Source organism: Mycolicibacterium sp. P4_G11 (assembly GCF_056555145.1).
In genome coordinates, this window is the sequence record NZ_JBFUJW010000005.1 from 162,140 (window position 1) to 187,668 (window position 25,529).

Genomic DNA, 25,529 nt, shown 5'->3' on the forward strand with positions numbered 1-25,529 from the left:
AAGGTCGAACACATGACGAGAGATTTCCGGTTCGGAGTCGGCCTGCGGAATACGGACAGTCGGTCAGCGGTCCAGGACGCGGCGCGCCGCGGTGAGGACCTCGGGTATGACGTCCTCCTGGTGCCTGACCATCTGGGCGCGCCGGCCCCGTTTCCGGTGCTGGCGACTGCCGCCGCGGCGACCAACTCCCTGCACCTGGGCACCTTCGTCTTCAACGCGTGCTTCTACAAACCGGCGCTGCTGGCTCGCGATATCGCGGCCATGCGCGACCTGACCGAAGGGCGTTTCGAGACGGGTCTGGGCGCCGGATACGTCAAGGAAGAGTTCGACGCCGCCGAGCTGCCGTTCCCCAGCGCCGGGAAGCGGGTGGAGTACACGGCGCATGTCACCTCGTACCTACGCTCGCACCTGCCCGATGTGCCGGTGATGATCGCCGGCGCAGGCGACAAGCTGCTGACCGTCGCCGCGCAGCAGGCACAGATCATCGGGCTGACCGGCGGCGGACCGCGCACCGACGAGCACGATCCACTTGCCGAGCGAATTTCGTTCGTACGCAACGCCGCCGGTGCCCGGTTCGACGAGCTGGAGCTGAATCTGGCCATCACCGCGGTGCCGACCGACGGGTCCGGGATCCCGAACCTGTCGATGACCCGACACTTCCAGCCCGAGCTCAGCGATGCCGAACTGATGACGACGCCCGGCGTGCTCAGCGGCAGCACCGCCGACATGGCCGACCGGATCCGTGAACTCCGGGATCGCTACGGGGTGAGTTACTTCATTGTTCAGCAGCAGCATTCGGAGGCCTTCGCGAAGGTCATCGCAGAACTGCGCTGAGATCGGCGGGCGCTTGTAACGCCGCGCCCATCAAATTCGATTAGTAGAACTATGTATCCGCAAACGGCCGAGTCTTCCAGCCTCCGACAGCGCAACTTCGTCTTCCTCGCTGTCGTCCTCGGCATGCTGCTGGCCGCGCTCGACCAGACCATCGTCGCGACCGCGCTGCCGACGGTCGTCGCGGATCTGGGCGGCGCCGGTCACCAGTCCTGGGTCGTCACGAGTTACCTGCTCGCCTCAACGATCGTGACGGCGGTGGTCGGCAAGCTCGGCGACATCTTCGGCCGGAAGAAGGTCTTCCAGGTCGCGATCCTGCTGTTCCTGGCCGGGTCGGTCCTGTGCGGGCTCTCGGAGTCGATGGGGATGCTGGTCGCCTCGCGGGCGCTGCAGGGCCTGGGCGGTGGCGCCATCACCGTGACGGCCGTCGCCGTGATCGGCGAGGTCATCCCGCTGCGCGAAAGAGGCAAGTATCAAGGCGCTTTGGGCGCGGTCTTCGGTGTCACGACCGTCGTCGGCCCATTGCTCGGCGGGCTCTTCACCGACCATCTGGGCTGGCGGTGGGCGTTCTGGATCAACGTGCCGGTGGCGATGGTGGTCATCGCCATCGCGGCGGTGGCCATTCCGGAAATGGCCCGTGCCGGCCGCGCCGTCGTCGACTATGCCGGCATCGTCCTGGTCGGGCTCGGTGCCGCGGGCCTGACGTTGGCGACCAGCTGGGGCGGCACCACCTACGCGTGGGGTTCGGCGACGATCATCGGGTTGTTCGCTGCCTCGGTGTTGGCACTCGTCGGCTTCGTCATGGTGGAACGTCGTGCGCCCGAGCCGATTCTGCCGATGCGCTTGTTCGCCAACCCCGTCTTCACGGTGTGCTGTGTGCTCTCGTTCGTCGTCGGGTTCGCGATGCTGGGTGCGCTGACGTTCCTGCCGACCTACATGCAGTTCGTCGACGGCGTCTCAGCCACCGCGTCGGGGCTGCGCACCCTCCCGATGGTGGCCGGTCTACTCGTCACCTCACTGGGCAGCGGTGCGATCGTCGGCCGCACCGGCAAGTACCGAATCTTCCCGATCGCCGGCACGGCGATCATGGCACTGGGATTCCTGCTGCTGTCCCGGATGGACGCCGACACCTCGACGTTGACCCAATCGCTGTTCCTGCTGATCCTCGGCAGCGGCATCGGGCTGAGCATGCAGGTGCTGATTCTGGTGGTGCAGAACACCGTCGACTTCGCCGATCTCGGCGTCGCCACCTCCGGCGTCACCTTCTTCCGCACCATCGGAAGTTCCTTCGGCGCGGCGATTTTCGGCTCGATGTTCGCGAACTTCCTGAGTGCCCGCATCCCAGCTGGAGCGCCACCCGATCCGAAAGTGCTGCACAGCCTTCCGCACGAGACCGCCGCACCGATCATCACCGCCTATGCCGATTCCCTGAGTCAGGTGTTTCTGTTGGCGGCGCCGGTCGCGGTCGTCGGATTCGTCCTGGCGCTCTTCCTCAAGCAGGTGCCGCTGCGCGACGCTGCCGCCAGCGGAAGCACCGACATGGGCGAGGGTTTCGGCATGCCGACCACCGAGTCGCCGGAGAAACTCCTGGAAGTCGCTGTCGGCCGGCTGTTGCAGCACAGCAACGGCATTGACCTGGAAGCGGTTGCGCGCACCTCGAACAGCCGACTGGGCACGGCGCAATTGTGGGTGCTGATGCTGATCTACCGGTATGCCGCGGCGACCGGGGCCGCGGACCTGCTCGACATCGCGGACGATCGGCGCGTGCCACGGCAGGTCCTCGAACCGACCTTCGATCGGTTGGTTGCCACCGGATTTGCCATGCGCTCTGGAAGCGAATACACGCTGACCCCGGCCGGCTCTGCCCAGGTGAGTGCGGCTCGCAATGTGATCTCGAGCTGGATCACCGAAACCCTCACGCAGTCAGACGAATTCCACGGTGCACCCGAGCGCATTCATGTCCAGAGTGCACTCGACCGCATTGCCCGCGGTGTGCTCATCGAACGGGAGTCGGCCCGGGGGACGAAACTCGGCCCACCGCACCAGTCTGTCGCCGACCTGCCCACCACCCGGATGCGCGCCGCCCGGCCGGAGGAGCCACCGACCCGGCCGTTCCGCGCGCACGCCAGCTTGCCCCGCCGCTGAGTCACCCCGTCCGGTGCAGGGCAGCCGCTTCGAGTTTGTGGACGAAGTCGCTGATGTCCGCCGCGGTGGCGGCGTCGACGGTCTCCCATCCGACCGCGACGTCGTGCGCGACGCGCAGTAGCGCGCGGGCCCCTCGTCGATCAGGAGCCGGCTCAGCCCAAGTGCGGCACAGATTTTCAGCGCCGGGGCCAGCACCCATTGGGCTTTCTCGTCCTCCCCTGCTGCCGCGAGACACCGGGCGTATTGAATCCTGGCCTGCATGTGCGCACGGGGCCGCTGCAGCTTGTCGATGTGATCGAGCCGGACGCGGGCCCGCTCGCACGCGGACGCCAGCGCCTCCGGCCGGCCGTCGAGCAACAGCACCCTGATTTGCGCGTCTTCCCTGAATTCGGCTGTCAGATCACCGATCTCATCGAGGTCTTGCAGACCGTGCGCCATGACGCGCCGCGCCAGCGCCTTGTCGATCTCAGTCCCGGACAAGGCCGCGACGCGAATGTGCGTCAGCTTCAACCCCGCCTCCAGACGCGGCAGTCCCAGCGCCCGAGCATGCCCGATGCCATCCGCCAGTCGATGCTCAGCAGCGGCGCTGTCGCCGCGGGCATTCTTCAGGTAGGCGCCCGCGCGGTAGGTTGCGAGCATCACGTCGACGATGCCGCCCTCGTTGCCGAGTTCATGCGCCTCGTCGAGCAGGACCTCCGCCTCGTCGAGTTCTCCACGCTCATACAGCAATTCGCCCAGCAGCGCGCCGGCGAGTTTGGCGATGTACGTCGGCCGCCCGGACGGCAGCAACGCAATCCTGATCGCGTGCCGCAGGTGCGCCTCGGCACCGGCGACATCGAGCTGCTCGTTCGCGGCCAGGGCCGCGATGAGATACCCGTAGCCGACGGTCATCGGCCCCGCGATGGACCGCCGGTATTTGTTGGCCCACCGATGCCAGCGCAATGCGCCGTCGAAATCGAACTTGCGCAATGCGGCGTACGACGCGGTGTACGCCGCGCGGCACAGCACAAACGGCGCCAGGGTGTCGGCGTGGTCCACGCACGCTTGCGCAGCCGTCTCGGTGAACGCGTCGATGTGGTCGGCATGTCCGGCCATCACGACGCGAAGCAGGTCCAATTCTCGTCGGACATCGTCGATTTCGTCGTCGTCCAGGATGTCGATGTTGTCTTCCGCGAGCTGCAACGCGTCAGCCACACCGACCGGCCGGCGAAGGACGACGTTCGCCCACGCCAAGTTCGCCTGCAGCCGCGGCCGCTCATCTGCCAGGTGCGGCAGCAGCTTGGCCGCCAAGCCGGTCAGCATCATGAGCTCGCATTGTTCGAGCAGATCGGGAGACACCTGCTCGACGGCATCGACGGCTTGTTCGTCGTCTCCCGCGAGCATCCAGTGATCGACGGCCTCGTTGTACATCCGATGCTTCATGAACCAGCGTGCGGCAATCCGATGCAACTCGCTGACGCGGTCTTCGTCGTCGCGCTTGAGCCGGTGCAGCAGATATTCGGAGAACAGGTTGGAGTACCGGAACCAGGTGCCCTCCGGGTCGGTACGGCGGAGGAACAGGTCACGCTTTTCGATGTCTTCCAGCACGTCGCGGCTGCGCGGATTGCCGGTCAGCGCGGCCGCCAGGCCACTGCAGATTTGCTTGGTGATGCACGTCGCCGACAGGAACTCGACGAGTTCGGGTTCCAGGCTGTCCAGCACGTTGGACGTCAGGTAGTCGCCGATCGCCCTGTCCGATCCGGAGAGCCTGCCGACGATGGCAGCCGCATCGCCGCCGTCCCGCAGGCTCAACGAGGCCAGCTGCAGGGCCGCCGGCCAACCGTCGGTCGACTCTTCGAGCCCGGCGACCGTGGCGCCGGACAGGTCGAGTCCGCACCGATCGACCAGGAGGGTCCGCGCCTCACCGACGTCGAACCTGAGCAGCGATGCATCGATCTCGACCAGCTCACCCTGCACACCCAGCGTGCCCAGCGGCAGGCCCGTGCCCGTCCGGCTGGCCACGATCACGTGCAGATGGTGACAGCCCTTCTCCAGCAGGTAGGCGAGGGTGTCGAGGCTGTCGGCGCTGGTGATGCGGTGCCACTCATCGATCAGCAGGGCCAACGTCTGCTTGTTGGAGTGCAGCCAGTCGATCAGCATGTTGGGCACCTGCCGGAGCGCGGAATCGGGCCGTTCATCGAATTCCTGCTGCAGCACGTCGGCGAGCTCCGGCAGCATGACGCGCACCGCCTCGATGAGGTGCGCCACGAACCAGAGGGCATTGTTGTCGTCGCTGTCGACGGTCAACCAGGCCGCCCGCAGTCCGTCGCGGACCAGCGTCTCGCCCCACTGCGTCGCCAGCACGGTCTTGCCGTACCCGGCCGGCCCGTGGATGAGCACCAGCTTCGGCCTGCGTCCAGAGCCGAGCCGATCCAAGATGCGTTGGCGCGGCACCGGTGGGCGGCTGAACGTCGGCGGCCGGAACCGGGCCGGTGAGCTGGGCGGATAGGTGGACCGGCCCGATCCGTCGGTCCGCAGTCCGATCCCGCCGGTGGAGCGTCCCCCGGTATCCGGCGACGATTCCATCCCGTCGTACTCGACTTCCGGTAGCTCCAGCGGTACCTCGGCGATGTTCAGGCCGATGCGGGCGCCCGCGGCCCGCAGCAGCTCGCCGAATTCCGCGGCCGTTGCGGGGCGCTGGGCGGGATCGACGTTCAGTCCCTGCTCGAGCGCCGTACAGACCGGGTCGGCCACCCCGAGCGGACGCAGGTCGGGTATCGGTCCGGCCAGGACGCGCTTGGCGAACGCGATGGGGTTTTCACCCTTCTGGAACGGGAACGGCGGCTCCCCCTTGAGCAAGGTGAAGATCGTGGCGGCCAGCCCGTAGATGTCGAAGGCCGCGGTGGGCGTCGCCCCTTCGAACAGCTCGGGCGCGGTGTAGGACGGGGAGCCGACGAAGACGCTCATGGTGGCTTCCCGCCCGCCCACGATGCGCGCGATGCCGAAGTCGCACAGCTGCGGTTCCCCATAGGCCGAGAGAAGTACGTTGGGCGGCTTGACATCTCGGTGCAGCACGCCGGCGCGGTGTGCGGTTTCGAGGGCCCCTGCCAGCCGCACCCCGACCGTCAGCGCCTCCCCGACGGCCAGCGGCCCGTGCTGCTTGATCCACGCCGACAGTGTGTTGCGGCCGAGGTACGGCATGACGATGAACGGCCGTCCGGTGAACGTCAACCCGCTGTGCAGCACCGGCACGATGTTCGGGTGACCTGATACCCGTCCCATCGCCCGCTGCTCGCGCTCGAAGCTCTCCAGGTCGACGTCGTCCGAGTCAGTGTTGAGGACCTTGATCGCGACGACCCGGTCCAGCGACGGCTGGCGGCACCGGTAGACCACGCCGAACCCGCCGCGCCCGACGGGCTCGGCACCGTAGAAGCCCTCGGCTTCGAGCTCCGCGACGATGCCGGTCGCGACGCCGCGTTGCGTTTCGTCGGGTTCGGACACGTCAGACGCCTTCGGTTCGGTTGCTGTCTTCACTTTCAATTGTCGGCTCGGCGGGCCGGAATGGGGGCCACCCGCGGAAATTGATGCCCCTTTGTTCCGCAGAGACAACGATTCGGACCAGATCGGCAAAAGATTGTCTCGCCGGTACCTGGGTCGCGCCGCGGTCGCGCCGTACCGTTCTTTTATCAGCTTCCCGTTGAGAAACCGCCAAATATCAACGGATCAAATACATTTCACCAACCTCAGGAGTAGAACCATGTTCGAAGCCAAGTTCATCTTCGACGGCATCGTCATTTTCGGCATCGGCCTGTGGCCGCTGCTGCTGGTCGTCGCCGCCGCCGGTGTCCGGTGGTTCAACGCCCGTCGCAGCGCCGCTGCTGCCGCCGTCCACTCGGTCGCATTGCCGCACGTCGCAGCGCCGGCCCGCGCGCGCACCCTGGCCTACGCCGGCAGCCAGTAGCAAATGCGGGCGTGAGCCCGCCCCTAAAGCCATAGAGTCGAGCGATGGCTCGCAGTCACGACACCGGGGTGCTCTCCGCCGAGACCGCCGCGATGATCGTGGACCGGTTGAGCGACAAGCTGCCGGCCATTGCCCGCTCCCTTCAGGAGTTGCTGGTCCAGGAGCGATCGGAAATGGCCGGTGAGGGCGAGCTGACAGCGCTGCTGTACGACGCGGTGCAAGGCAATCTCGAAGCATTCTTCCCCGCCATCCGCCACGGGATACCCATCGATCGCATCGAGCCGCCCACGGCTGCGCTGGAGCACGCGCGCCGGTTGGCACAGCGCGGCACCGATATGGACGAATTGGTCCGGGCCTATCGACTCGGACACCAAGGCGTCCTCAAACTGATCCTCGACGAAGTCCGGGCCGCGCAGCTCGAGACCGAACTGGGGTGGCGGGTCTTCGAAGAGATCGCCGCCAGCTCGTTCACCTACATCGACCGGGTGTCGCACCAGGTGGTGACCGCCTATCAAGCCGAGCGCGATCGATGGTTGGCCAATCGGAACCAGATACGGGCTCTACGGGTACGCGAGGTGCTCGACGGCGGCGATCTCGATGTCGATGAGACGACCGACCTGATCCAGTACCCCCTGCACCGCAGCCATCTCGCGCTCATCGTCTGGTGCGCCGAGCAGGCCGGCGGCGACGAACTGGACGCCATGGAGCGGTTCGTCACCAACCTCGCTGCCACGCTGGGAGCTCGGGAGCGTCCCCTGTTCGTGGCGTCGGATCAGATGACCGGGTGGGCCTGGATTCCCTTTGCTTCCGATGCCGTCGACACCGCGGTGAGCCAGATCCGCGAATTTGTCCGGCTCCGGGCGGACGCGCCATGGCTGGCCGTGGGAAACCCGCTCGACGGACTCACCGGATTCCGCCGGTCACACCGCGAGGCCATCGCCGCCCGTGCGGTGGCGATGGCACCGGGGGCGCCACCACGGCCGGTCACCGCTGCCGACGAACCTGGCCTCATCGTCGCAGCACAGTTCAGCTCCGACCTGGACAACGCCCGCTCCTGGGTCGCCCGGGTCCTCGGCCCGCTGGCCACGGATACCGACGGTGACGAGCGGCTACGGGAGACCCTCCGAGGGTTTCTGCGCAACAGCTCCAGCTTCAAATCCAGCGCCGACGAGCTGCACCTGCACGTCAACTCGGTGAAGTACCGCGTCCACCGCGCCATCGAGCGTCGCGGCAGACCAATCGAAGAAGACCGCATCGACGTGGAAGTCGCACTGCTGCTTTGCCATTGGTTCGGCACCGCGGTCCTCGCTCCTTAACGCAACCTGTGGATTCCGGCAAAGTCCGTACACCATCCGGGTCGACAGGGGACGCTGTGAGGAGAACCAGCAGTGCCACCAGGCGCTGCCGTAACCGAGGAGCGCTTGGTGTACGCACGCTCAACCACGTTTCAGGCCGAGCCGGCGTCGATCGATACCGGTGTTGCGTACATGCGCGACACCGTGCTGCCCGCTCTCGAGGAGCTAGGGGCGGCAGGAATGTCCCTGATGGTGGATAGGCGCCTCGGCCGGTGCATCGCCACCAGCGCCTGGGAGTCCGAGGCGGTGATGCACTTGACGGCACACGCCGCCCGGCCGCTCGGGGAACGAGCAGCGGAGCTGATGCACGGCACCCGCAAGGAGATCAACGAGTGGGAGGTCACGGCACTGCACCGCGACCACCGCTCGCCGCAGGGCGCCTGCCTGCGGGTTGCGTGGTTCACCGTCGAGCCGCATCAGGCAGACCTCGCCACGGACTTCTACCGGACGTTGGTCCTGCCGGCAGTGCAGCAACTCGAGGGATTCTGCAGCGCCAGCCTCATGCTCGACAAACCATCTGGACTCGCCGTGTCATCGGTGACGTTCGACAGCGCCGCGGCCCTCGACCGCAACCGTGAGCAGGCCAGCGAGGTGCGCACCGAGAAGCTCGGGCAACTGGGCGGCAACCTGGTCGATATCTGCGAGTTCGAGCTGGCAATTGCTCACCTGCGAGTGCCCGAACTCGTCTGAACAAGACCGTCTCGATGGGTCAGGTCTTCGATTGACCGCATTTTCGAATCTATGTTAAATTCAATTTTATGACTGAGGCATACATCGTCGACGCCACTCGCACTGCCGTCGGCAAGCGCGGCGGCGGGCTGTCCGGCACACACCCCGCCGACTTGGCCGCGCATGTGATCAAGACCGTGGTGAACCGTCACGACATCGACCCGGAAGCCATCGATGACGTGATCCTCGGGTGCCTCGACAACATCGGTTCGCAGGCCGGTGACATCGCCCGCACCGCGGCCCTCGCGGCCGGCCTGCCCGAATCCGTCCCCGGCGTGACGATCGACCGTCAGTGCGGCTCGGCTCAGCAAGCGGTTCACTTTGCCGCACAAGCGGTTATGAGCGGCACGTGCGACCTCATCGTCGCGGGTGGCGTGCAGAAGATGAGTCAGTACCCCATCTTGAGCGCGTTCGCCGCCGGCGAACCGTTCGGCGCCACCGACCCGTGGACCGGCTGCGAGGGCTGGCGGGCACGCTATGGAGATCAGGAGATCTCGCAGTTCCGTGGCGCGGAACTGATTGCCGCCCACTGGAAGCTGACCCGCGAGGACAATGAGCGGTTCGCATTGACCAGCCACCAGCGTGCCGTCGCCGCCATCGCGGAGGGGCGCTTTGCCCGGGAGATCACCGAACTCGCCGGAATCAGCGTCGACGAAGGGCCGCGAGCCGACACGTCCCTGGAAAAGATGGCCGGCCTGAAGCCTCTGGTGGACGGCGGCGTCGTGACCGCCGCAGCGGCGAGCCAGCTCTCGGACGGCGCAGCCGCATTGCTCGTCGCCTCCGAGGCTGCGGTGGACCGGTTCGACCTCACCCCGCGGGCCCGCATCCACCACATGTCTGTGCGCGGGGCCGATCCCGTGATGATGCTGACGGCCCCGATCCCGGCCACCCAGCACGCCTTGAAGCGTGCCGGACTGTCCATCGACGACATCGATGTCGTCGAGATCAACGAGGCGTTCGCACCGGTCGTCCTCGCCTGGCTCACCGAACTGAACGCCGACCCCGCCAAGGTCAATCCCAACGGCGGCGCCATCGCCCTCGGCCACCCGATCGGCTGTACCGGCGCCCGCCTCATGACCTCGATGCTGCACGAGCTGGAACGCACCGGCGGTCGGTACGGACTGCAGACCATGTGCGAAGGCGGCGGGCAGGCCAACGTCACCATCATCGAGCGGCTATAGGCCATGGAGCGCACGCTCTACACCGCGGACCACACGGCTTATCGCGAGACGGTGCGCGAGTTTCTCGCGCGTGAAGTCGTTCCCCATCAACATGATTGGGATCGGGACCGCTGGATCGATCGCGCCGTATTCGCTCGCGCCGCCAAAGCGGGAATCTACGCCCTGCAGATCGACGAGCAGTACGGCGGCGCCGGCGAATCCGACTACCGCTACCGGATGGTGGTGTGCGAGGAGGTCTCCCGGATCAACGCCTTGTCGTTCGGTCTGACCGTCAGCTTGCAGGATGACCTGGTTCTGCACTATCTGCTCGACCTGACCAACGACGAACAGAAGCAGCGCTGGCTGCCCGGGTTCGCGGCCGGCGAGATCATCGGCGCGCTGGCCATGACCGAACCCGGCGCCGGCAGCGATCTACGCGGCATTCGCACCACTGCCCGGCGCGAAGGGGACACCTGGATCCTCAACGGGCAGAAGACATTCATCTCCAGCGGCATCATGTCCGACCTGGTGGTCGTTGCTGCCAGAACCGATCCCGAGGCGGGCTCGCGCGGATTCAGTCTGTTCGTCGTGGAGCGCGATACCCCGGGCTTCGAACGCGGACGCAAGCTCGACAAGATCGGGCTGCCCGCTCAGGACACCGCTGAACTGTACTTCCGGGACGCCGAGGTACCCGCGACGAACCTGCTGGGCGAAGCGGGAATGGGCTTGCCGTACCTGATGAGCCATCTCCCACGGGAGCGTCTCGGCGTCAGCGCCAAAGCGATCGCCACGACCCGCGCCATCTTCAGCAGCACCGTCGACTACTGCCGGCAGCGCCAGGCGTTCGGCAAACCGCTCACGGACAAGCAACACATCAGGTTTGAGCTCGCCGAGATGTCGACGGAGATCGATATCGCGGAGTCCTACGTCGATCGTTCGGTGTTGGCATACAACGCCGGAACGCTCAGCGCGATCGATGCGGCCAAGGGCAAGTGGTACGTCAGTGAGCTGCAAAAGCGCGTGATCGACCGCTGCCTGCAGCTGCACGGTGGGTACGGCTACATGACTGAATATCCAGTGGCCCGAGCCTATCTCGACACCCGCATCCAAACGATCTACGGCGGAACGACCGAGATCATGAAGGAGATCATCGGCCGCGATATCGCGGCCTGCTGATCCTCAGATAGGAGACCAGCTGTGGAGTTGTCAGCCGAAGAGCGGCAGGTCGTCGCGACTGTGCGGGACTGGGTCGACCGTGAGGTGCGGCCCGTCGCACGCGATCTCGAACACGCCAATGAGTACCCGGAAAAGCTCATCGACCAGATGAAGCAGATGGGCATCTTCGGTCTGGCGATCCCGGAGCCGTACGGCGACGCGCCGGTGTCCACCCAGTGCTACGTCGGGGTGACCGAGCAACTGGCGCGTGGCTGGATGAGCCTGGCGGGAGCCATGGGTGGCCACACCGTTGTCTCCAAATTGATCCTGAACTTCGGCACGGACGACCAGAAGAGCCGCTACCTCCCGCGGATGGCCACCGGAGAGATCCGGGCAACCATGGCGCTGACCGAACCCGGCGGCGGCTCCGACCTGCAGGCGATGACCACCGTCGCCCGTCGCGACGAGCACGGCTATGTCATCAACGGGGCCAAGACGTGGATCAGCAATGCCCGCCGGTCCCAGCTCATCGCCCTGTTGTGCAAGACCGACCCGGCGGCCACGCCCCGGCACCGCGGCATCAGCATCCTGTTGGTCGAACACGGTCCGGGACTGATCGTGTCCCGCGATCTACCCAAGCTTGGGTACAAGGGCGTCGAGAGTTGTGAGTTGGCCTTCGACGACTTCCGCGCGCCGCTGGACACCGTCCTCGGCGGAGTGGAGGGGCAGGGCTTCGCACAGATGATGAAAGGTCTTGAGACAGGCCGGATTCAGGTCGCATCCCGCGCGCTCGGCGTCGGTCAGGCCGCTTTCGACGATGCGCTGGCCTACGCCCAGCAGCGCGAGAGTTTCGGCGTCCCGATTTGGAAGCACCAGGCTGTCGGCGGCTATCTGGCCGACATGGCCACCAAGCTGACGGCCGCCCGCCAGCTGGTGCTGCATGCGGCGCAGCGGTTCGACGCCGGCGAACGATGTGACATGGAAGCCGGCATGGCCAAGTACTACGCGTCTGAGGTCGCCATGGAGGTGGCGCTCAACGCCGTCCGCATTCACGGAGGTTACGGCTACTCGACCGAATACGACGTCGAGCGTTACTTCCGCGACGCGCCTCTGATGATCGTCGGCGAGGGCACCAACGAAATCCAGCGCAACGTCATCGCAGCGCAACTCGTCGCCCGCGGTGGACTGACCGCCTGAGAACTGGCCACCCTGCCGACGAACCGGCCCTTCACCAACCTCGGATGGCGAAGGGCCGGAACAGCATCAGGCCGTCGGCGAATGCACGGCCCGAATCTTGTCGACGACGATCTTGGCCGTCTCCGCACACGCCGTCGTCCCGCCGTTGGCGTATTCCTTCACCGCATCTCCGACATTCCACAAGTTCGCGATCGGGGTGTCGTGCGGCAGGTCGAAGCCCGCGACGGCGCGCTGCGGCGGCCAGCCGTCGCGGGTAACCGCGATCGACAGGATGCGGGCATCGGTGAAGCCGTCGATCTCCGCGCGCAGATCAGCCAGTAGCAGTTCGGTTTCCGCGTTCTCGTCGAAGTCGCCGACCGCGGGTTTGGGCACCGAGGTCCCCGCATAGAGGTGCCAGCCCTCCGGCGCCATCTCGGGACACGTCTCGGTGAAGTTCGCGACGTAGCACAGCCGCCGGGTCTTCGCGAAGCTCAGCATGCCCGGCGCCTTCAACAGCTTTCGCCGGCTGGCGAAGTTGACGGTGATCATCGAGCACGGCCGGTTTGCCGCATCGACCTTCGCTACGTAGTCGGCGGGCAGATTCTGGCTGCCGACCAGCTCGACCGTCGCGAACGGACCGATATCACTCACCACGAAACCGCAAGAGATATCGACAGTTTCACCGCCGTGGACCACAGTGGCTCCGGTGATCCGCCCGTCCGTCAGGTGCAGCTGCTGCACCTCCGACGAGAGCCAGACCGCTCCCCCGTTCTTCTCCACCACCTCGGCGAGCGCCTGCCAGATGCCGATAGTGCCCTCGGGGCAGAAGCCGAACTTCTTGAATGCGCTCTTGCGAGTGAAGTACGTCAGAAACACCCGCGCCGGCAGTTCCTCGGAACCCACCGCGAAGACCGATCCGCACATGTTGCGGAAGATGCCATGCACCGACTCGTTCTTGGTGTACTTGGCCACCCAGTCGGCTGTCGAAAGCTCGTCTTCCGGCAACCCCGAATCGTTTCGGGCCGCGCCGATTCCACTCACCAGCTTCGCGCCCTGGCGCGTCAGCTTGGACAGCAGGAATCCCCAGCCACCGCCGGTCACGTCGACGTCTTTATCGCCGATGCGGTAGAGAATCGGCGGTTCCGCGGCACGGACGTCGAACTTCGCGCCGACCTCGTGGAACGTCTCCTCGGTGAGGCCGCCGGTTTCGATGACGATGGCGCCGTTGTTGACCTTGAACCCGTCAATGTCGCGCGTCGACGCCCGCCCGCCGACGACCTCGAGCCGCTCGACGACCAACGTCCGGTAGCCGAGGTGCGAAAGCCGCGCCGCGGCGAACAGCCCGCCCGCGCCGGCGCCGACGACGAGTGCGTCAAATGTGTTTGGCATGGATTCTCCTCAGTACGAAGCCGGCAGGTCGAGCATGGTTTGGGCGACGAAGTTCAGCACCATCTCGCGACTCACCGGTGCGGTGCGCATGAGACGGGCCACGAACCACAGTTCGGCCAGTCCGTACTCCTTGGAAAGTCCGTTGCCGCCATGGGTTTGGATGGCCTGGTCGAGTGCCTTCAGCGACGCTTCGGCCGCGGCATACTTGGCGATGTTCGCCGCCGCAGCAGCGTTCCCGCCGTCGTCGAATATCTGCGCGGCGCGTTGGGTAGCCAGGCGGGCGAGCTCGACCTGGATGTGGCAATCGGCGATGGGGTGCGAGATGCCCTGGTGCGCCCCGATCGGAACCGACCAGACCGCACGGTCTTTCGCATAGGCGACGGCTTTCTCGACCGCGTAGCGGCCGATGCCTCCGCTGAGCGCCGACGCCAGAATCCGCTCCGGATTGAGCCCGGCGAACACCTGCCTGAGCCCGTTGCCGGCGGTACCGATCAACGCTTCGGGTCCGACCCGAACGTCGTCGAAGAACACGGTGAACTGATGATCCGGAGAGGTCACGGTCGTCTCCAGCAATTGGAGTGTGACTCCCGGCGCATCGGTGGGTACCACGAAGAGCGACAGCGGGTTCCGCCCACTGTCCGCAGCGGTGCCGTCCCGCGCCACCACGAGCAGTGCGTGCGCTTCGTCGGCGGCGGAGATGAAGTACTTGCCGCCGGACACCAACCATCCGTCGCCGTCCTGGCGGGCGGTGGTCTTCACCTGGTGACTGTTGGACCCGGAATCCGGTTCGGTCAGCGCAAACGCCATCTTCAACGAGCCGTCGGCGATGCCGGGCAGCCAGCGCTGCTTCATCTCGGGCGAGCCATGAGCGGCCAGGATCGAACCGCAGATGGCCGGCGAGATGACCGTCAAGAGCAGCGGAATGCCATGTGCGGCCAGTTCTTCGATGACGATGGCCAGCTCGGACATGCCTGCACCGCCACCGCCGTATTCCTCGGGCAGGTGCACCCCGAGTAACCCGGCCGCGCCGAGGTCCGCCCAGAGTTCATCGACCTTCCCACCGGCGCGCGAACGTTCCAGGAAGTACTCCGCGCCATATTTGTCGGCGATCTTGGCGACAGTGTCGCGAAGCATCGCGTGGTCGGCGGTGTCAGCAACCAAGCTGGTGAGCGTCATTTTGATCCACATTCCGTTGAGCTACTTCGTAGTAATTTTGAATCTATAATAAAATAATGACCTATCGGGGGTCAACGCTGCCGCCTCGGCGACAGTGTCAACCCAGTTCGTTACCCACTACCGCGACGAGCGATACGCAGGCACCGGGGCGTCCACCGAGGTTGTGTGTCAATGCCATTCGCGGCTCGGCCAGTTGTCTGTCGCCGGCCTCGCCACGGAATTGCAGCCAGCATTCATAGAGCATGCGCAACCCGCTGGCACCGACCGGATGGCCGAACGACTTGAGGCCGCCGTCGACATTGACCGGCAACCGCCCGTCGGCATCGAACTCACCGGCGAGGCTGGCACGCCAGGCATCGCCCCGGCCGACGAACCCCAGATCCTCCATCAGCACCAGCTCCGTCGGAGTGAAGCAGTCATGCACCTCGGCGAAAGAGATGTCCGCACGCGGGTTCTCGATCCCGGCCTGCGCATACGCGTCGCGTGCCGAGCGGACGACTTCGGGGAAGGTGGTGAAGTCGTAACCGGGGTCCACCGCTCCCCGGCCCGGTCCGGCCGCCAGCGCAACACCTTTCACGTACATAGGCTGGTCGGTGTACTCGGCGGCGCGCTCTGCGGGAACGATGACCGCGCACGCCGCGCCGTCGGATACGCCCGAGCAGTCGAACACACCGAGCCGTCCGGCGACGATGGGCGCGTGCGCGATCTTCTCCTTGGAGACCTCTGAACGGAACTGCGCCTTCGGGTTTCGCGCCCCGTTGCGATGGTTCTTCCAGGCCACGTGCGTCATCGCATCGCGCATCGCGGCGGGGTCGACACCGTAGCGGGCGCAGTAGGCCGGGTCGAGCAACGAGAACGCCGCCGGTGCGGTGAGCGAAAGCTCCGAAGCGGTACCGTCGCCCGGCGGATCGCCCCGCAGCAGTCCCGAGTAGCCCGAGTCTTTCAGCTTCTCGACCCCCACGGCCACCACCATGTCGTAAGCACCGGACGCGACGGCGAAGCAGGCATTGCGGAAGGATTCGGATCCACTGGCGCAATAGTTTTCGACCCGCGTCACCGGGGTGTAGTCCAAGGCGAGCGCCTTGCTCACAGTGAGCCCACTCTGGCCGGTGGCCAGCGTGCCCAACCAGTACGCGCCGACGCCGGCCCGATCCAGCTTCGGGTTGGCCGTGAAGCATTCATCGATCGCCTCGATGATGAGGTCTTCGGCAGACGCACCGAACCGTTCGCCAAATCGGGTGCATCCCATGCCCACCACAGCGACCTTGTCGCGGATGCCGCTGCTACTCACAGGAGTTTCGCCTTCCAGAAGTAGTTGTGGACACCGCCCGCGCTGTGCAGACAGCGGAACGTCAAACCAACGCGGGAGCCGACAGCGATGCGGTCGGCTCCACCGTCCGCGAGCTCGAGGGTGTACCGGCCGCCGCCGTCGAAGTCGACGACTGCTCCGACGACGGGCGGCGCAAGCGAGTAGGCAAGCCGGTCCACCGTGAACGTCGCGACGGTCCCGGCCTCCGCACGCAGCGGCCGCCGCGTCATCTGATCGACGACGCCGCACTTCTTGCAGACCCGCACCGGCGGTAGATGAACGAACGAGCAAGCAGTGCAGCAGCTTGCGGTGAAACCGAACTTCCAGTCGCGCTCGCGAGCAGACGGCGGAGCTGCGACCCGGTCGGGTTCCGGTCGCCGCGGCGGCTCCTGCTCGAGCAGTCCGCGCCACGTCAGGTACGTCAGGTAGTCGACGTCGGCACCGGCCGCAAGCTGCTCGGCCACAGATGCCGACTGACGCCGGACCTGCGCGGTGACGCGCAGGGCGATGGCGTCGGCCCCGTCCGCCGCCGAGATCACCAGGATCGTCTCGTCGGGTTGCGCGACGTCCAGCACGTTCGCCAGTGCGATGCCCAGATCAGCGGCGCCTGCGTGGCCGACGGGCGACGTCGTGAACGTACGCGCGGCCCATTTCCGGACCGCCGTGTTCGGCGACACCACGACCACGTGATCCGGGTCGTCGACCCCGATCTGGGAGCGCACCGTTTCGATCAGCGGCAGATACTCCTCGAAACCGAAGCGTTCCTCCCACTGCGCGCCCTTGCCGCCGGGTACGCGCCAGCGGTCGAGGAATTCTGCTGTCGCGCCGGCATATCCGATGATGTCGGCGATCGTGTCAGTGTCGCCGAACAGGAAGGCCGCCGCGGCGTCGGCGCCGTCCTTCTCGTCGGAGGACCCGGCACGCCCGACCCGGACATCGGACAGCACCGCCATACCGCCCGATGCGGACGCGGCCCGGAATGCCGCGACAGCGCTGCGCGCCGACCCCACCATGTCTACTGCAAACGCGCTCAGCGGTAGGCCGAGCGCGGCGTGGATGGCGGTGGCGTTCGCCTTGTCCGCGTACGCAGGCGTGGTGGACGAGAAATACAGGGCGCCGGCCGGTCTGTTGCCGAGAGCGGCCTGCGCGGCGGCGACACCCAGCGTCGTGCTGTCCTCATCGAACGATGCGACGACCCGACGGCCCCGCAACCGGTGCGACGGCAGATACGTGGCGTACGAGACGATTCCGGTCATGGCGCCTCGATGATCGCCGCCATACCCTGCCCGCCGCCGATGCACATCGCCTCCAAGGCGTATTTGCCTCCGCGGCGACGCAGTTCGTGCGACAGCGTCGTGAGGATCCGCACGCCGGTCGCACCGATCGGATGCCCGAGTGAGATGCCCGAACCGTTGACGTTGAGCCGGTCGAGATCGTCGAATCCCCAGCCCTTCATCACTGCCAGCACCTGAACGGCGAACGCCTCGTTCAGCTCGACCAGATCCATGTCGTCGAACGACAACCCGGTGCGGGCAAAGAGTTTTGCCACCGCCGGCACCGGGCCGATACCCATCACCCGCGGTTCACAGCCAGCCGCGGCCCAGCCACGCAGGAAGGCGAGCGGCTCCAGACCGAGCTCGTCGAGCCGGTCCTCGGCGACCACCAGACACGCCGCGGCAGCATCGTTCTGCTGGCTGGAGTTCCCGGCAGTCACGGTGCCGCCGGGTGTGATCGGGCGAAGTCTCGCCAACGAATCGGCGGTGGTATCAGGGCGGATGCCTTCGTCTTTCGAGAAGACGATCGGGTCGCCTTTCCGCTGCGGCACCTCGACCGGCACCACCTCGTCGCTGAACCGTCCGGATTCCCAAGCGGCTGCGGCACGTTGGTGACTACGAGCGGCGAACTCGTCGGCGGCGGATCGGGAGATGCTGTACTCGGACGCGAGGTTCTCAGCTGTTTCGATCATTCCGCTGATCGCTCCGAACCGCCAATCCGGCTGCGAACGTTCCCGTCCCCGATCCAGGCGGTCGTAGAGCGTGGCATTGCCCGACCGCGAACCCCACCGTGTCGATTGGGTGTAGTACTCGATGTTGCTCATGCTCTCGACGCCGCCGGCGAGGACGACGTCAGCAGCTCCGGTCTGCACCATCATCGCGGCGGTGACGACTGCCTGCAATCCGCCGCCACACCGACGGTCGGTCTGAAATCCGGGCAATTCCACCGGCAGACCGGCATCCAGTGCTGCCCACCGGCCGATGCACGGCGCTTCGGAATTGGCGTACGACTGTGCCATTGCCACGTCGTCGATCCGCGCCGGATCGATACTCGACGTCTCCACAACGGCTTTCAGGATCGTGGATGCCAACCGTTCGGCGGGCACAGAACGCAGCGCTCCGCCGAACGTGCCGACCGGGGTACGCAGTGGGTTCACGATTGCCGCGCGTCTCATGATGTTCCTTCCAACAAGGCTTCTCGGTGGTCGGGATGTGCGATCTCGACCATGCAGCGGCGCCGCTGGGCCAACGGCTGCCCACGTAGATCCGCGATGCCGTATTCGGTGACGAAGATTCCGGCGTCCGCCCGCGCTGTCGACACCGGCCCGGACAACGCCGCGACGATCCGGCTCGCGGGTAGCGCCACGATGGGCAGTCCGCCCGACGACCGCGCCGCGGCACGCAGAAAGTCTGCCGCGCCGCCGACCGCACCGACGTACGTCCCGCCGGCGATCTCGGCGTTGACCTGACCGGTCACATCGACCTCGACCGCCGAGTTGACTGCCACGAACTTTTCCTGTGCCGCAAGCACATCGGGGTCATGCGTGTAGGACGCCGGGCGCAACGCGATCGCCGGATTGCAATGCGCGAACTCGAACAGGCGGCGGGTACCGATGAGAAACGCCGCGACCCCGCCGCCGGCCGCCCCGACCTCGATGAGTCCGGCAGCGCCGTCACTGAGCTGCCCCGAATGAAACCTCAGGTCGCGCCTGTCTTTCAGTTCGCCCAACATCAATTCCGGCACCGCGCCGATACCCAGCTGCAAGGTCGCCCCGTCCTCGACCAGGCCGGCTGCCAGCTCGGCGATCCGTATCGTGGTCGCGTCGACACGACCCGCCGGCGCCTCCACCGGCGGCCGCGAGCTCTCCACCAGCGCATCGACGTCAGCGGCGGTCAGATAGCGCGAGCCGGCGACGAAGGGAACCTGGTCGTTCACCTCGGCGATCACCACTCGCGCGACATCGATTGCCGCGGTGAGATAGTCATGCGCCAGGCCCAGGCTGTGATTGCCGTCCACGTCGGGCGGCGATACCTGTACGAGCACCACGTCCGCTCGCAGCGGTCCGTGTGACACCAGCCAGGGCAGTGTCGAGTAGTGGCCCGGATAGATGTCGAGCACGCCCGCCTGGGCCAATGCGCGGTTCGCTCCGGTGCCGCAGTAGCTGACGAACCGGATGTGATCGGCGTGCTCGGGCTTCGCGGTGCCGGCAAATTGGATACCCAGGAAAGCCGTTATGCCGCCGAGGTTCTCACGCTGCGACGTCAGCGCCTCGGTGAGGGTCAGAGGCTCTGCACAAGCCTGCCCCCAGACGATCGTGTCGCCAGGGCGAATGTGCGCGCTGAGGTCGATCATCCTTCTTTCCATCGGTCTGCGGACGGGTCGAGCAATTTCTGCATGTGCCCGTCCGGCAGCCACACGATGGTCTCGAGTTCAAGTGCGTCGAGGAAGCGCACGCGCCCGGTCTTGAGGTCGGTCAACGACAGCCGGGGACTGTTCCCGACGCGGTCGACCCGCACCGCTACCTGAGCGAACTCGTTGTGGACGACGTCGCCGACATCCATCAGATCAGGAATCCCAGAGTCGGCAACGCCTCGTCGTAATTCACCAGCAGCACCGTTTTCCGGGCCAACTTCAGCTCGCCGTCGACACGTCGCAGCAGGTAGGTCACGCGGCCGGCCCAGGTCTCGATGCCGCGTGACTTCGATTCGTAGAGCACGAAGTTCGCGCCGACGGTCGACTCGTCACCCTCCGCCGCGAGGATTTCGATGTTGGAGACGATCCGGCGCAGGTTCGATGCCGGCGCTTGCGCGTACCGCTTGCCGGTGCGCAACTGCTGCAACCGCGTCGAGATCCGACGGCGGTTGTCGTAGATGACCGACACGTGGTGCTCCGGGTCGGCGAGCGATTCCGCGGCAGGCACCCAATACAGGGCGTCGTCGGTCCACAAGGCCTCCCACGCGTCGTATTCGTGCTCGTCCGCAAAGCGGGCCTCGCGGTAGATGAATCGCTCGAGCTCGCGCAGGTCTGCTCCGGTAGATGTCGTCATCATGGCTCCATCAGCGTCTTGTAGTGCGCCCAGAAGGCGCGCATGGCCGTCTCATCCGTGGCGCCACCGATCTGAAACCCGTTCTCGTCCTGGCGCTCCCGGACGGTGCCGCGGCGGATGTCGAGCCATTCGGGCAGCAGTTGCGCGACGCCGGCCTGGTTGCGTTCGTACATCTCGGTGTCGTCGGCGAGCAGCATTCCGGCCGGTCCAACCGATCCGATGGACTGCGAGAGCATGCGCTTGTTGAGCTCTGGCGCCCCCTCCAGCTGAACGGCGGTCGAGTATTGGATGCACTCACCGGCGGACAGCGGCTGGATGTTGAACACCTGAATCTCGGCGATGAAGAGGTTCGGGAACACCATCACGTGCGGGCCACCCTCGATGAGGATCTGCTCGGCCGCGTCGCCGTGGACTGCTCGCATTCTGGCCACGTAGTCAGGGACCCGTTCGGCCGTCGTGCCGAACCATCGCATCGGCTCGGCGAACTTGCGGAACTCCGGCCGGAGGTCGTTCTCGCTGTGCCCGTTTCCGAGCGCGCGTGTGACGGCGGTGGACTTGTCGCTGTAGAGCGGGCCGATGGTGCTGCCGGTCACCGAGAAGATCGAGCCGTGCACGAACTGCGGGTGGTAGCCGTCGGTCTCGTTCTCCGCCAACAGCTTCCAGTTGGCGCGGGTCTTGTGCTTGAGCCAGCCGGCGTCGAGCCGCACCTGGCCTGCCGGCGACAGGCGCGCCAGCCGGTCCATCTCACCGGCAGCGGCGCCGAGGTGCTCGAGCAGCGGCGGTACGTCGGGGTTGAAACTGCCGAACACGAAGCCGTGGTAGCTGTCGACTTTCGGCAGGCGTCCGAGGCCCAGGTCCAGCTTCTCATCGCCGTAGCCCTTCTTGAACGGGTAGCCGACCAGCGCACCGTCATTGCGGTACGTCCAGCCGTGATACGGGCACCGGAACGATCCCGAGTTCCCGCTCGCGTCGTCGCACACCAGATTGCCGCGGTGGGCGCAGCGGTTCACCAGCAGGTGGACGTCGCCGTCACGGCTCCGGGTCATGATGATGTCCTGCGGGCCGATCTGCTTGCGCACGTAGTCATTCGGCTGCGCGATCTCGCTCTCGTGGCCGACGAACACCCAGCCGCCGTACCAGATGCGCTCCAGCTCTTCGGCGAAGATGGCGGGGTCGGTGTACAGCGAGCCGTGCACGCGGGTCGGCTCGATGAGCCGTGAATATTCGACAGCGGTGGTCATGGCTTCTCCTCAGCAGCCCCGGAATCGGGGCGGACGGCGGTCATGGAAAGCGGCGACGCCTTCGTCGAAGTCCTCGGTGTCGAACAGGCGAACTGCCACGTCGACCTCGTGGTCGAGCATCGCCAGCGGCGCAACGGGCCAACGGGTCAATGCCCCTTTGATCTCGCGAACCGCGAGGGGCGCGAGTGCCGAGATTCGCTCGGCGTCAGCAAGTGCCGATGTCAGCGTCGAGCCCGACGGCACGAGCGCATCGACGAGGCCGAGCTCAAAGGCTTCCGCGCCAGACAGCTTCTGTGGCAACAGCATCAGCTGCCGCGCCTTTGCCGGACCGACCCGTGCGGGCAGTGATGCGAAAATGCCCATGTCGCCGGCCAGGCCGACACCCGTGAAGGCCGTGGAGAACACCGCATCCTCGGCGGCGACCACTCGATCGCAGGCCAGCGCCAGCGAGACACCGGCGCCGAACGCGGCTCCTTCCACTGCGGCGACGACCGGCGTGCCACCGGTCCAGATGGCCCGCACCACTCGGGCGGCGGCTTCGGCACGCGGCCGGCTCTGTGTCTCTGGCATCCGGCGCATGGTCGAGATGTCACCGCCGGCACAGAAGCTCGCGCCCGCACCCGTCAGCACCACGGCCCGAATATTGGTGTCGGCCATGGCATCTTCGAGATGATCGGCCAGCGCCACGCGCAGTGGTATGTCGATCGCATTCCGCCGGTCGGGCCGATTCAGCGTGATGACCCGGGTGTGCCCGTGGTCAGAGGTCGTTACAACGTCGTCCATGTCATTTCCCGGTGAACCGGGGCGGCCGCCGCTCGATGACGGCAGCCAGCCCTTCACGCGAGTCCGCGGTGCCGGACAGCTCGGCCACGGTGCGAGCCTCCTCGCCCAGTCGCTGCACCACGCCGGCGCCCACGCCTCCCCACATCAGCCGCTTGGTCGCACCCACAGCCTTGGGCGCCATCTCGGTGAATTGTGCTGCAAAGGAAGTTAATTCATCACCGAGCTGGTCGTCGGGCACGACCTTGGTGAGCAGGCCGATGTCGAGGGCCTGCTGTGCTGACAGTGTCGGATTGGTGAGCACGATCTCCATGGCCTTGCGGAGCCCGACAAGTTGCGTGAGGGTCACCGATACACCGGCGTCGGGCGCCATCCCGACACGGACCGCACCCGACATGAACTTCGCGGACTCGGTGGCGATGACGAAATCCGATGCGCAGACCAGCCCGAATCCGCCCCCGCCCGCGGCGAATCCGTGCACTCCGGCGATTACCGGTACCTGCAGCTGGAGCAGTGCATCGACGGCCAGCTGCAGCCATGCGGTGGCCTCGCGCAGGTAATCCGGCAGCGCCTCACCCTTGGACGCGAATGTTCGAACGTCGCCGCCGGCGCAGAAGTTCTTGCCTTCGCCGGTGATGACCACGGCGCGGATGGCGGGATTGCCGTGGCATTGCATGATCACAGCGTGCAGCGCCTGCAGGAAAGGCACATTCATGCCGTTGGCAGCCTCGGGCCGGTTCAGCCGCAACCGCGCGACGCCGTCGTCCGCGACGTCGAGAAGCACCAATTGCTCAGCCACGCCCGACCCCTGTTCCGGTCACCGCGACGTGGTCCAGCACCGCCTCGCGCTCCAATGCCAACCCCTCATCGAGTGGTTGCCGCAACCCCTGGTAGATCAGGGCCTTGCTGCGCGCGAGCGCAATGCGGTCCCTGGTCGCCAGCCGCTCGGCAAAGGCTGTTACGGCCGAGTCGAATTCGTCACTCGCGAACACGCGGTACGCCAGTCCCCAGTCGAGTGCTTGGGCGGCCGTCAGGCTGTCGGCGGTGAGAATGTGGGCGAGTGCTCGTTGCCGGCCGACCAGTCGCGGCAGTCGCTGCGTGCTGCCGCCACCCGGAATCTGACCGAACTTCGCGTGGATGTCGGCAAGCACGGCATTTTCGTGCAGGAGCACGATGTCGGCTGCCTGGATGAGTTCGAAGCCTCCGGCGGTCGCGAAACCTTCGACCGCGCAGATCACCGGTACGGGCAGCGTTTCGATGATCGCGCAGGCACGCCGGAAGTTGTCGAAGAGCTCGGCCATCGCAGCGCGGCCGAGCGCGCGCAGACGTCCCAACTCATGGAAATCCCCTCCTGCGCAGAAGTTCCCGCCGGCGCCGCGCACCACGACAACGTCAGCGAGGGCAGCGGCCTCGTGCAACGCGTCTTCCAACGCAGCCCCGAGGGCGACGGTGATGGCGTTGCGCTGCTCGGGCCGGTTCAAGGTGACGGTGGCCACCTTGCCGGATACCTCGAGCAGAACCGGCTTCGTCACGCGTAGTACCGCGCAATGGATTCGAGGACACACGCCGGCTTGTCGGAGCCTTCGATCTCGATGGTCGTCGTGAGCTGCCCCTGGACACCGCCGGGCACGACGGTCACCGGTCCGACCACGGCAGCAGCCCGGATCTTCGAACCGACCGGCACCGGCGAGACGAAGCGCACCTTGTTGTAGCCGTAGTTCACCGCCATCTGCACACCTTCAACGGTGTAGAGATCGTGAACCAGCACCGGCGTCAGCGACAGGGTCAGTAGACCGTGGGCGATCGCGGTGCCGAATGGTCCCTGCGCGGCCCGCTCCGGATCGACGTGAATCCACTGATGATCGCCTGTCGCATCGGCGAACTTGTTCACGCGCTCCTGATCGATCGTCAGCCAATCGGTGGGACCCAACGACGTCCCCTCGGCTGCCGCGAATTCCTCGATGCTCCGAAAAACCTTCACGCACATCACCTCCGTACCTCTCTTACTTTTGAATATAGATTAAAACTTGGGAATTGGTCAATGACGCTTCGAGGCACCGGCAGGCGCTGGACACCGGCAGGAGCAACCGTCCGCGTGCCCTGGGGAACGTTTGCCCGCCGTTCCCCATATAGTTGAACGATGGCTAGAAAATCGGCCCAAGCTCTGGCGTCGGAAGACGGCAGTGACGCGGACTCCAAGTCAGCGCGCACCCGTCGGCGCATCCTCGATGCCGCAGCGCACGTACTGAGTACCAAGGGTTATGCGGGCACTCGCCTCACCGACGTTGCCGAGCACGCGGAACTTCAGGCGCCGGCGATCTATTACTACTTCCCCTCGCGCGAAGATCTGATCGAGGAGGTGATGTGGAGCGGCATCGCCGACATGGCGCGACATCTGCAGTCGGTGCTCGACGAGCTGCCCTCCGAAACTGCGCCGTTGGACCGGATTCTCGTCGCCGTCGAGACACACCTGCGCCACGAACTCGAGCTGTCCGACTACGCCACCGCGTCGATCCGCAACAGCGGTCAGGTCCCCGAGCACCTGCGGGCCCGGCAGCTGGCGGAGGAAGCCACCTACTCCGCCATTTGGCGCAAGCTCCTCAGGGCGGCCCATGCAGAGGGCCAGCTGCGCGACGACCTTGATCTCACCGTCGCTCAGCTCCTGATCATCGGATCGCTCAACTGGGCTGCCGAATGGTGGACACCCCGCCGCGGGTCCGTGGACTCGGTCGTCCGCAACGCGACGACCTTCGTCCGCAACGCGATCGCCGCACCCGGCGCCGACGAGGACGTATCGCCGCGTCACAAACGCGCCAAGTAAC

General features: G+C 66.2%; 22 protein-coding genes and 1 pseudogene. 9 read left to right on the forward strand and 14 right to left on the reverse strand.

What is annotated here, in order from left to right:
• Positions 1-12 precede the first annotated feature (12 nt).
• Both AC1U2B_RS12010 and AC1U2B_RS12015 read left to right on the forward strand, forming a co-directional pair.
• The gene (locus AC1U2B_RS12010) at positions 13-834 is read left to right on the forward strand and encodes an LLM class F420-dependent oxidoreductase (RefSeq protein WP_480216969.1); all 822 of its coding nucleotides are present in this window, start codon (positions 13-15) and stop codon (positions 832-834) included.
• A gap of 51 nt (positions 835-885) precedes the next feature.
• Complete coding sequence (locus AC1U2B_RS12015; protein WP_480216970.1) at positions 886-2,976, forward strand: MDR family MFS transporter; 2,091 nt, start codon at positions 886-888, stop codon at positions 2,974-2,976.
• A 138-nt stretch (positions 2,977-3,114) separates the two neighbouring features.
• Here the strand turns inward: AC1U2B_RS12015 and AC1U2B_RS12020 are convergent.
• A pseudogene (locus tag AC1U2B_RS12020) lies at positions 3,115-6,489 on the reverse strand (protein kinase domain-containing protein); the annotation flags it as partial.
• 223 nt (positions 6,490-6,712) lie between these two features.
• On the opposite strand from AC1U2B_RS12020, the gene AC1U2B_RS12025 reads away from it, so the two are divergent.
• The 6 genes from AC1U2B_RS12025 (at position 6,713) to AC1U2B_RS12050 (ending at position 12,512) form a co-directional block, all read left to right on the forward strand.
• Entirely contained in the window at positions 6,713-6,916 is a 204-nt protein-coding gene (locus AC1U2B_RS12025; protein WP_480216971.1) for a hypothetical protein, read from the forward strand.
• A 44-nt stretch (positions 6,917-6,960) separates the two neighbouring features.
• The gene (locus AC1U2B_RS12030) at positions 6,961-8,232 is read left to right on the forward strand and encodes a PucR family transcriptional regulator (RefSeq protein ID WP_480216972.1); all 1,272 of its coding nucleotides are present in this window, start codon (positions 6,961-6,963) and stop codon (positions 8,230-8,232) included.
• Between the two features lie 108 nt (positions 8,233-8,340).
• Positions 8,341-8,961 carry a hypothetical protein gene (locus AC1U2B_RS12035; protein ID WP_043390719.1) on the forward strand — a complete coding sequence of 207 codons (621 nt, stop codon included), beginning with the start codon at positions 8,341-8,343 and terminating at the stop codon, positions 8,959-8,961.
• Between the two features lie 68 nt (positions 8,962-9,029).
• Entirely contained in the window at positions 9,030-10,181 is a 1,152-nt protein-coding gene (locus AC1U2B_RS12040; protein ID WP_480216973.1) for an acetyl-CoA C-acetyltransferase, read from the forward strand.
• Between the two features lie 3 nt (positions 10,182-10,184).
• Positions 10,185-11,336 (forward strand): acyl-CoA dehydrogenase family protein, encoded by a 1,152-nt coding sequence (locus AC1U2B_RS12045; RefSeq protein ID WP_043390715.1) that lies wholly within the window; start codon positions 10,185-10,187, stop codon positions 11,334-11,336.
• Positions 11,337-11,357: 21 nt separating this feature from the next.
• Complete coding sequence (locus tag AC1U2B_RS12050; RefSeq protein ID WP_260932903.1) at positions 11,358-12,512, forward strand: acyl-CoA dehydrogenase family protein; 1,155 nt, start codon at positions 11,358-11,360, stop codon at positions 12,510-12,512.
• Between the two features lie 66 nt (positions 12,513-12,578).
• Here AC1U2B_RS12050 and AC1U2B_RS12055 read toward each other — a convergent pair whose 3' ends face one another.
• The 13 genes from AC1U2B_RS12055 to AC1U2B_RS12115 all read right to left on the reverse strand — a co-directional run bounded on the left by AC1U2B_RS12055 (position 12,579) and on the right by AC1U2B_RS12115 (position 24,694).
• The gene (locus AC1U2B_RS12055; protein WP_480216974.1) at positions 12,579-13,880 is read right to left on the reverse strand and encodes a phytoene desaturase family protein; all 1,302 of its coding nucleotides are present in this window, start codon (positions 13,878-13,880) and stop codon (positions 12,579-12,581) included.
• A 9-nt stretch (positions 13,881-13,889) separates the two neighbouring features.
• Positions 13,890-15,056 carry an acyl-CoA dehydrogenase family protein gene (locus AC1U2B_RS12060; RefSeq protein WP_480216975.1) on the reverse strand — a complete coding sequence of 389 codons (1,167 nt, stop codon included), beginning with the start codon at positions 15,054-15,056 and terminating at the stop codon, positions 13,890-13,892.
• Between the two features lie 97 nt (positions 15,057-15,153).
• A complete protein-coding gene (locus AC1U2B_RS12065; protein ID WP_480216976.1) occupies positions 15,154-16,347 on the reverse strand; it encodes an acetyl-CoA acetyltransferase in 1,194 nt (397 codons plus the stop codon).
• Positions 16,344-17,621, reverse strand: coding sequence for an OB-fold domain-containing protein (locus tag AC1U2B_RS12070; protein WP_480216977.1), 1,278 nt, complete (start codon positions 17,619-17,621; stop codon positions 16,344-16,346). Before AC1U2B_RS12070 ends, AC1U2B_RS12065 begins: the two co-directional genes overlap by 4 nt.
• Entirely contained in the window at positions 17,618-18,814 is a 1,197-nt protein-coding gene (locus AC1U2B_RS12075; RefSeq protein ID WP_480216978.1) for an acetyl-CoA C-acetyltransferase, read from the reverse strand. The genes AC1U2B_RS12070 and AC1U2B_RS12075 overlap by 4 nt, the downstream gene beginning before the upstream one ends.
• Positions 18,811-19,992: an acetyl-CoA hydrolase/transferase family protein gene (locus AC1U2B_RS12080; RefSeq protein ID WP_480216979.1), complete on the reverse strand. Its 1,182-nt coding sequence runs from the start codon at positions 19,990-19,992 to the stop codon at positions 18,811-18,813. Before AC1U2B_RS12080 ends, AC1U2B_RS12075 begins: the two co-directional genes overlap by 4 nt.
• The gene (locus tag AC1U2B_RS12085) at positions 19,989-20,201 is read right to left on the reverse strand and encodes a hypothetical protein (RefSeq protein WP_480216980.1); all 213 of its coding nucleotides are present in this window, start codon (positions 20,199-20,201) and stop codon (positions 19,989-19,991) included. Before AC1U2B_RS12085 ends, AC1U2B_RS12080 begins: the two co-directional genes overlap by 4 nt.
• Positions 20,201-20,686 (reverse strand): aromatic-ring-hydroxylating dioxygenase subunit beta, encoded by a 486-nt coding sequence (locus tag AC1U2B_RS12090; RefSeq protein WP_480216981.1) that lies wholly within the window; start codon positions 20,684-20,686, stop codon positions 20,201-20,203. The genes AC1U2B_RS12085 and AC1U2B_RS12090 overlap by 1 nt, the downstream gene beginning before the upstream one ends.
• Entirely contained in the window at positions 20,686-21,927 is a 1,242-nt protein-coding gene (locus AC1U2B_RS12095; protein WP_480216982.1) for an aromatic ring-hydroxylating oxygenase subunit alpha, read from the reverse strand. Before AC1U2B_RS12095 ends, AC1U2B_RS12090 begins: the two co-directional genes overlap by 1 nt.
• Before the next feature lie 9 nt (positions 21,928-21,936).
• Positions 21,937-22,710, reverse strand: a complete 774-nt coding sequence (locus AC1U2B_RS12100; RefSeq protein WP_480216983.1) for an enoyl-CoA hydratase/isomerase family protein — start codon at positions 22,708-22,710, stop codon at positions 21,937-21,939.
• Between the two features lies 1 nt (position 22,711).
• The gene (locus AC1U2B_RS12105; protein ID WP_043390690.1) at positions 22,712-23,506 is read right to left on the reverse strand and encodes an enoyl-CoA hydratase/isomerase family protein; all 795 of its coding nucleotides are present in this window, start codon (positions 23,504-23,506) and stop codon (positions 22,712-22,714) included.
• The gene (locus AC1U2B_RS12110) at positions 23,499-24,239 is read right to left on the reverse strand and encodes an enoyl-CoA hydratase/isomerase family protein (RefSeq protein WP_480216984.1); all 741 of its coding nucleotides are present in this window, start codon (positions 24,237-24,239) and stop codon (positions 23,499-23,501) included. Before AC1U2B_RS12110 ends, AC1U2B_RS12105 begins: the two co-directional genes overlap by 8 nt.
• Positions 24,236-24,694 carry a MaoC family dehydratase gene (locus tag AC1U2B_RS12115; protein WP_413784705.1) on the reverse strand — a complete coding sequence of 153 codons (459 nt, stop codon included), beginning with the start codon at positions 24,692-24,694 and terminating at the stop codon, positions 24,236-24,238. Before AC1U2B_RS12115 ends, AC1U2B_RS12110 begins: the two co-directional genes overlap by 4 nt.
• A gap of 153 nt (positions 24,695-24,847) precedes the next feature.
• Here AC1U2B_RS12115 and AC1U2B_RS12120 point away from each other — a divergent pair, with 153 nt between their 5' ends.
• Positions 24,848-25,528: a TetR/AcrR family transcriptional regulator gene (locus tag AC1U2B_RS12120; RefSeq protein ID WP_480216985.1), complete on the forward strand. Its 681-nt coding sequence runs from the start codon at positions 24,848-24,850 to the stop codon at positions 25,526-25,528.
• Position 25,529: the final 1 nt, after the last annotated feature.

Excerpts from the sequence above, each read along its gene's own strand:
- AC1U2B_RS12090 (WP_480216981.1), bottom strand. The coding sequence starts at position 20,686 with ATGACGACATCTACCGGAGCAGACCTGCGCGAGCTCGAGCGATTCATC.
- AC1U2B_RS12015 (WP_480216970.1), top strand. The coding sequence starts at position 886 with ATGTATCCGCAAACGGCCGAGTCTTCCAGCCTCCGACAGCGCAACTTC.
- AC1U2B_RS12055 (WP_480216974.1), bottom strand. The coding sequence starts at position 13,880 with ATGCCAAACACATTTGACGCACTCGTCGTCGGCGCCGGCGCGGGCGGG.
- AC1U2B_RS12030 (WP_480216972.1), top strand. The coding sequence starts at position 6,961 with ATGGCTCGCAGTCACGACACCGGGGTGCTCTCCGCCGAGACCGCCGCG.
- AC1U2B_RS12080 (WP_480216979.1), bottom strand. The coding sequence starts at position 19,992 with ATGATCGACCTCAGCGCGCACATTCGCCCTGGCGACACGATCGTCTGG.
- AC1U2B_RS12115 (WP_413784705.1), bottom strand. The coding sequence starts at position 24,694 with ATGTGCGTGAAGGTTTTTCGGAGCATCGAGGAATTCGCGGCAGCCGAG.
- AC1U2B_RS12040 (WP_480216973.1), top strand. The coding sequence starts at position 9,030 with ATGACTGAGGCATACATCGTCGACGCCACTCGCACTGCCGTCGGCAAG.
- AC1U2B_RS12120 (WP_480216985.1), top strand. The coding sequence starts at position 24,848 with ATGGCTAGAAAATCGGCCCAAGCTCTGGCGTCGGAAGACGGCAGTGAC.
- AC1U2B_RS12070 (WP_480216977.1), bottom strand. The coding sequence starts at position 17,621 with ATGACCGGAATCGTCTCGTACGCCACGTATCTGCCGTCGCACCGGTTG.
- AC1U2B_RS12095 (WP_480216982.1), bottom strand. The coding sequence starts at position 21,927 with ATGACCACCGCTGTCGAATATTCACGGCTCATCGAGCCGACCCGCGTG.
- AC1U2B_RS12085 (WP_480216980.1), bottom strand. The coding sequence starts at position 20,201 with ATGGATGTCGGCGACGTCGTCCACAACGAGTTCGCTCAGGTAGCGGTG.
- AC1U2B_RS12060 (WP_480216975.1), bottom strand. The coding sequence starts at position 15,056 with ATGACGCTCACCAGCTTGGTTGCTGACACCGCCGACCACGCGATGCTT.
- AC1U2B_RS12075 (WP_480216978.1), bottom strand. The coding sequence starts at position 18,814 with ATGAGACGCGCGGCAATCGTGAACCCACTGCGTACCCCGGTCGGCACG.
- AC1U2B_RS12010 (WP_480216969.1), top strand. The coding sequence starts at position 13 with ATGACGAGAGATTTCCGGTTCGGAGTCGGCCTGCGGAATACGGACAGT.
- AC1U2B_RS12025 (WP_480216971.1), top strand. The coding sequence starts at position 6,713 with ATGTTCGAAGCCAAGTTCATCTTCGACGGCATCGTCATTTTCGGCATC.
- AC1U2B_RS12045 (WP_043390715.1), top strand. The coding sequence starts at position 10,185 with ATGGAGCGCACGCTCTACACCGCGGACCACACGGCTTATCGCGAGACG.
- AC1U2B_RS12100 (WP_480216983.1), bottom strand. The coding sequence starts at position 22,710 with ATGGACGACGTTGTAACGACCTCTGACCACGGGCACACCCGGGTCATC.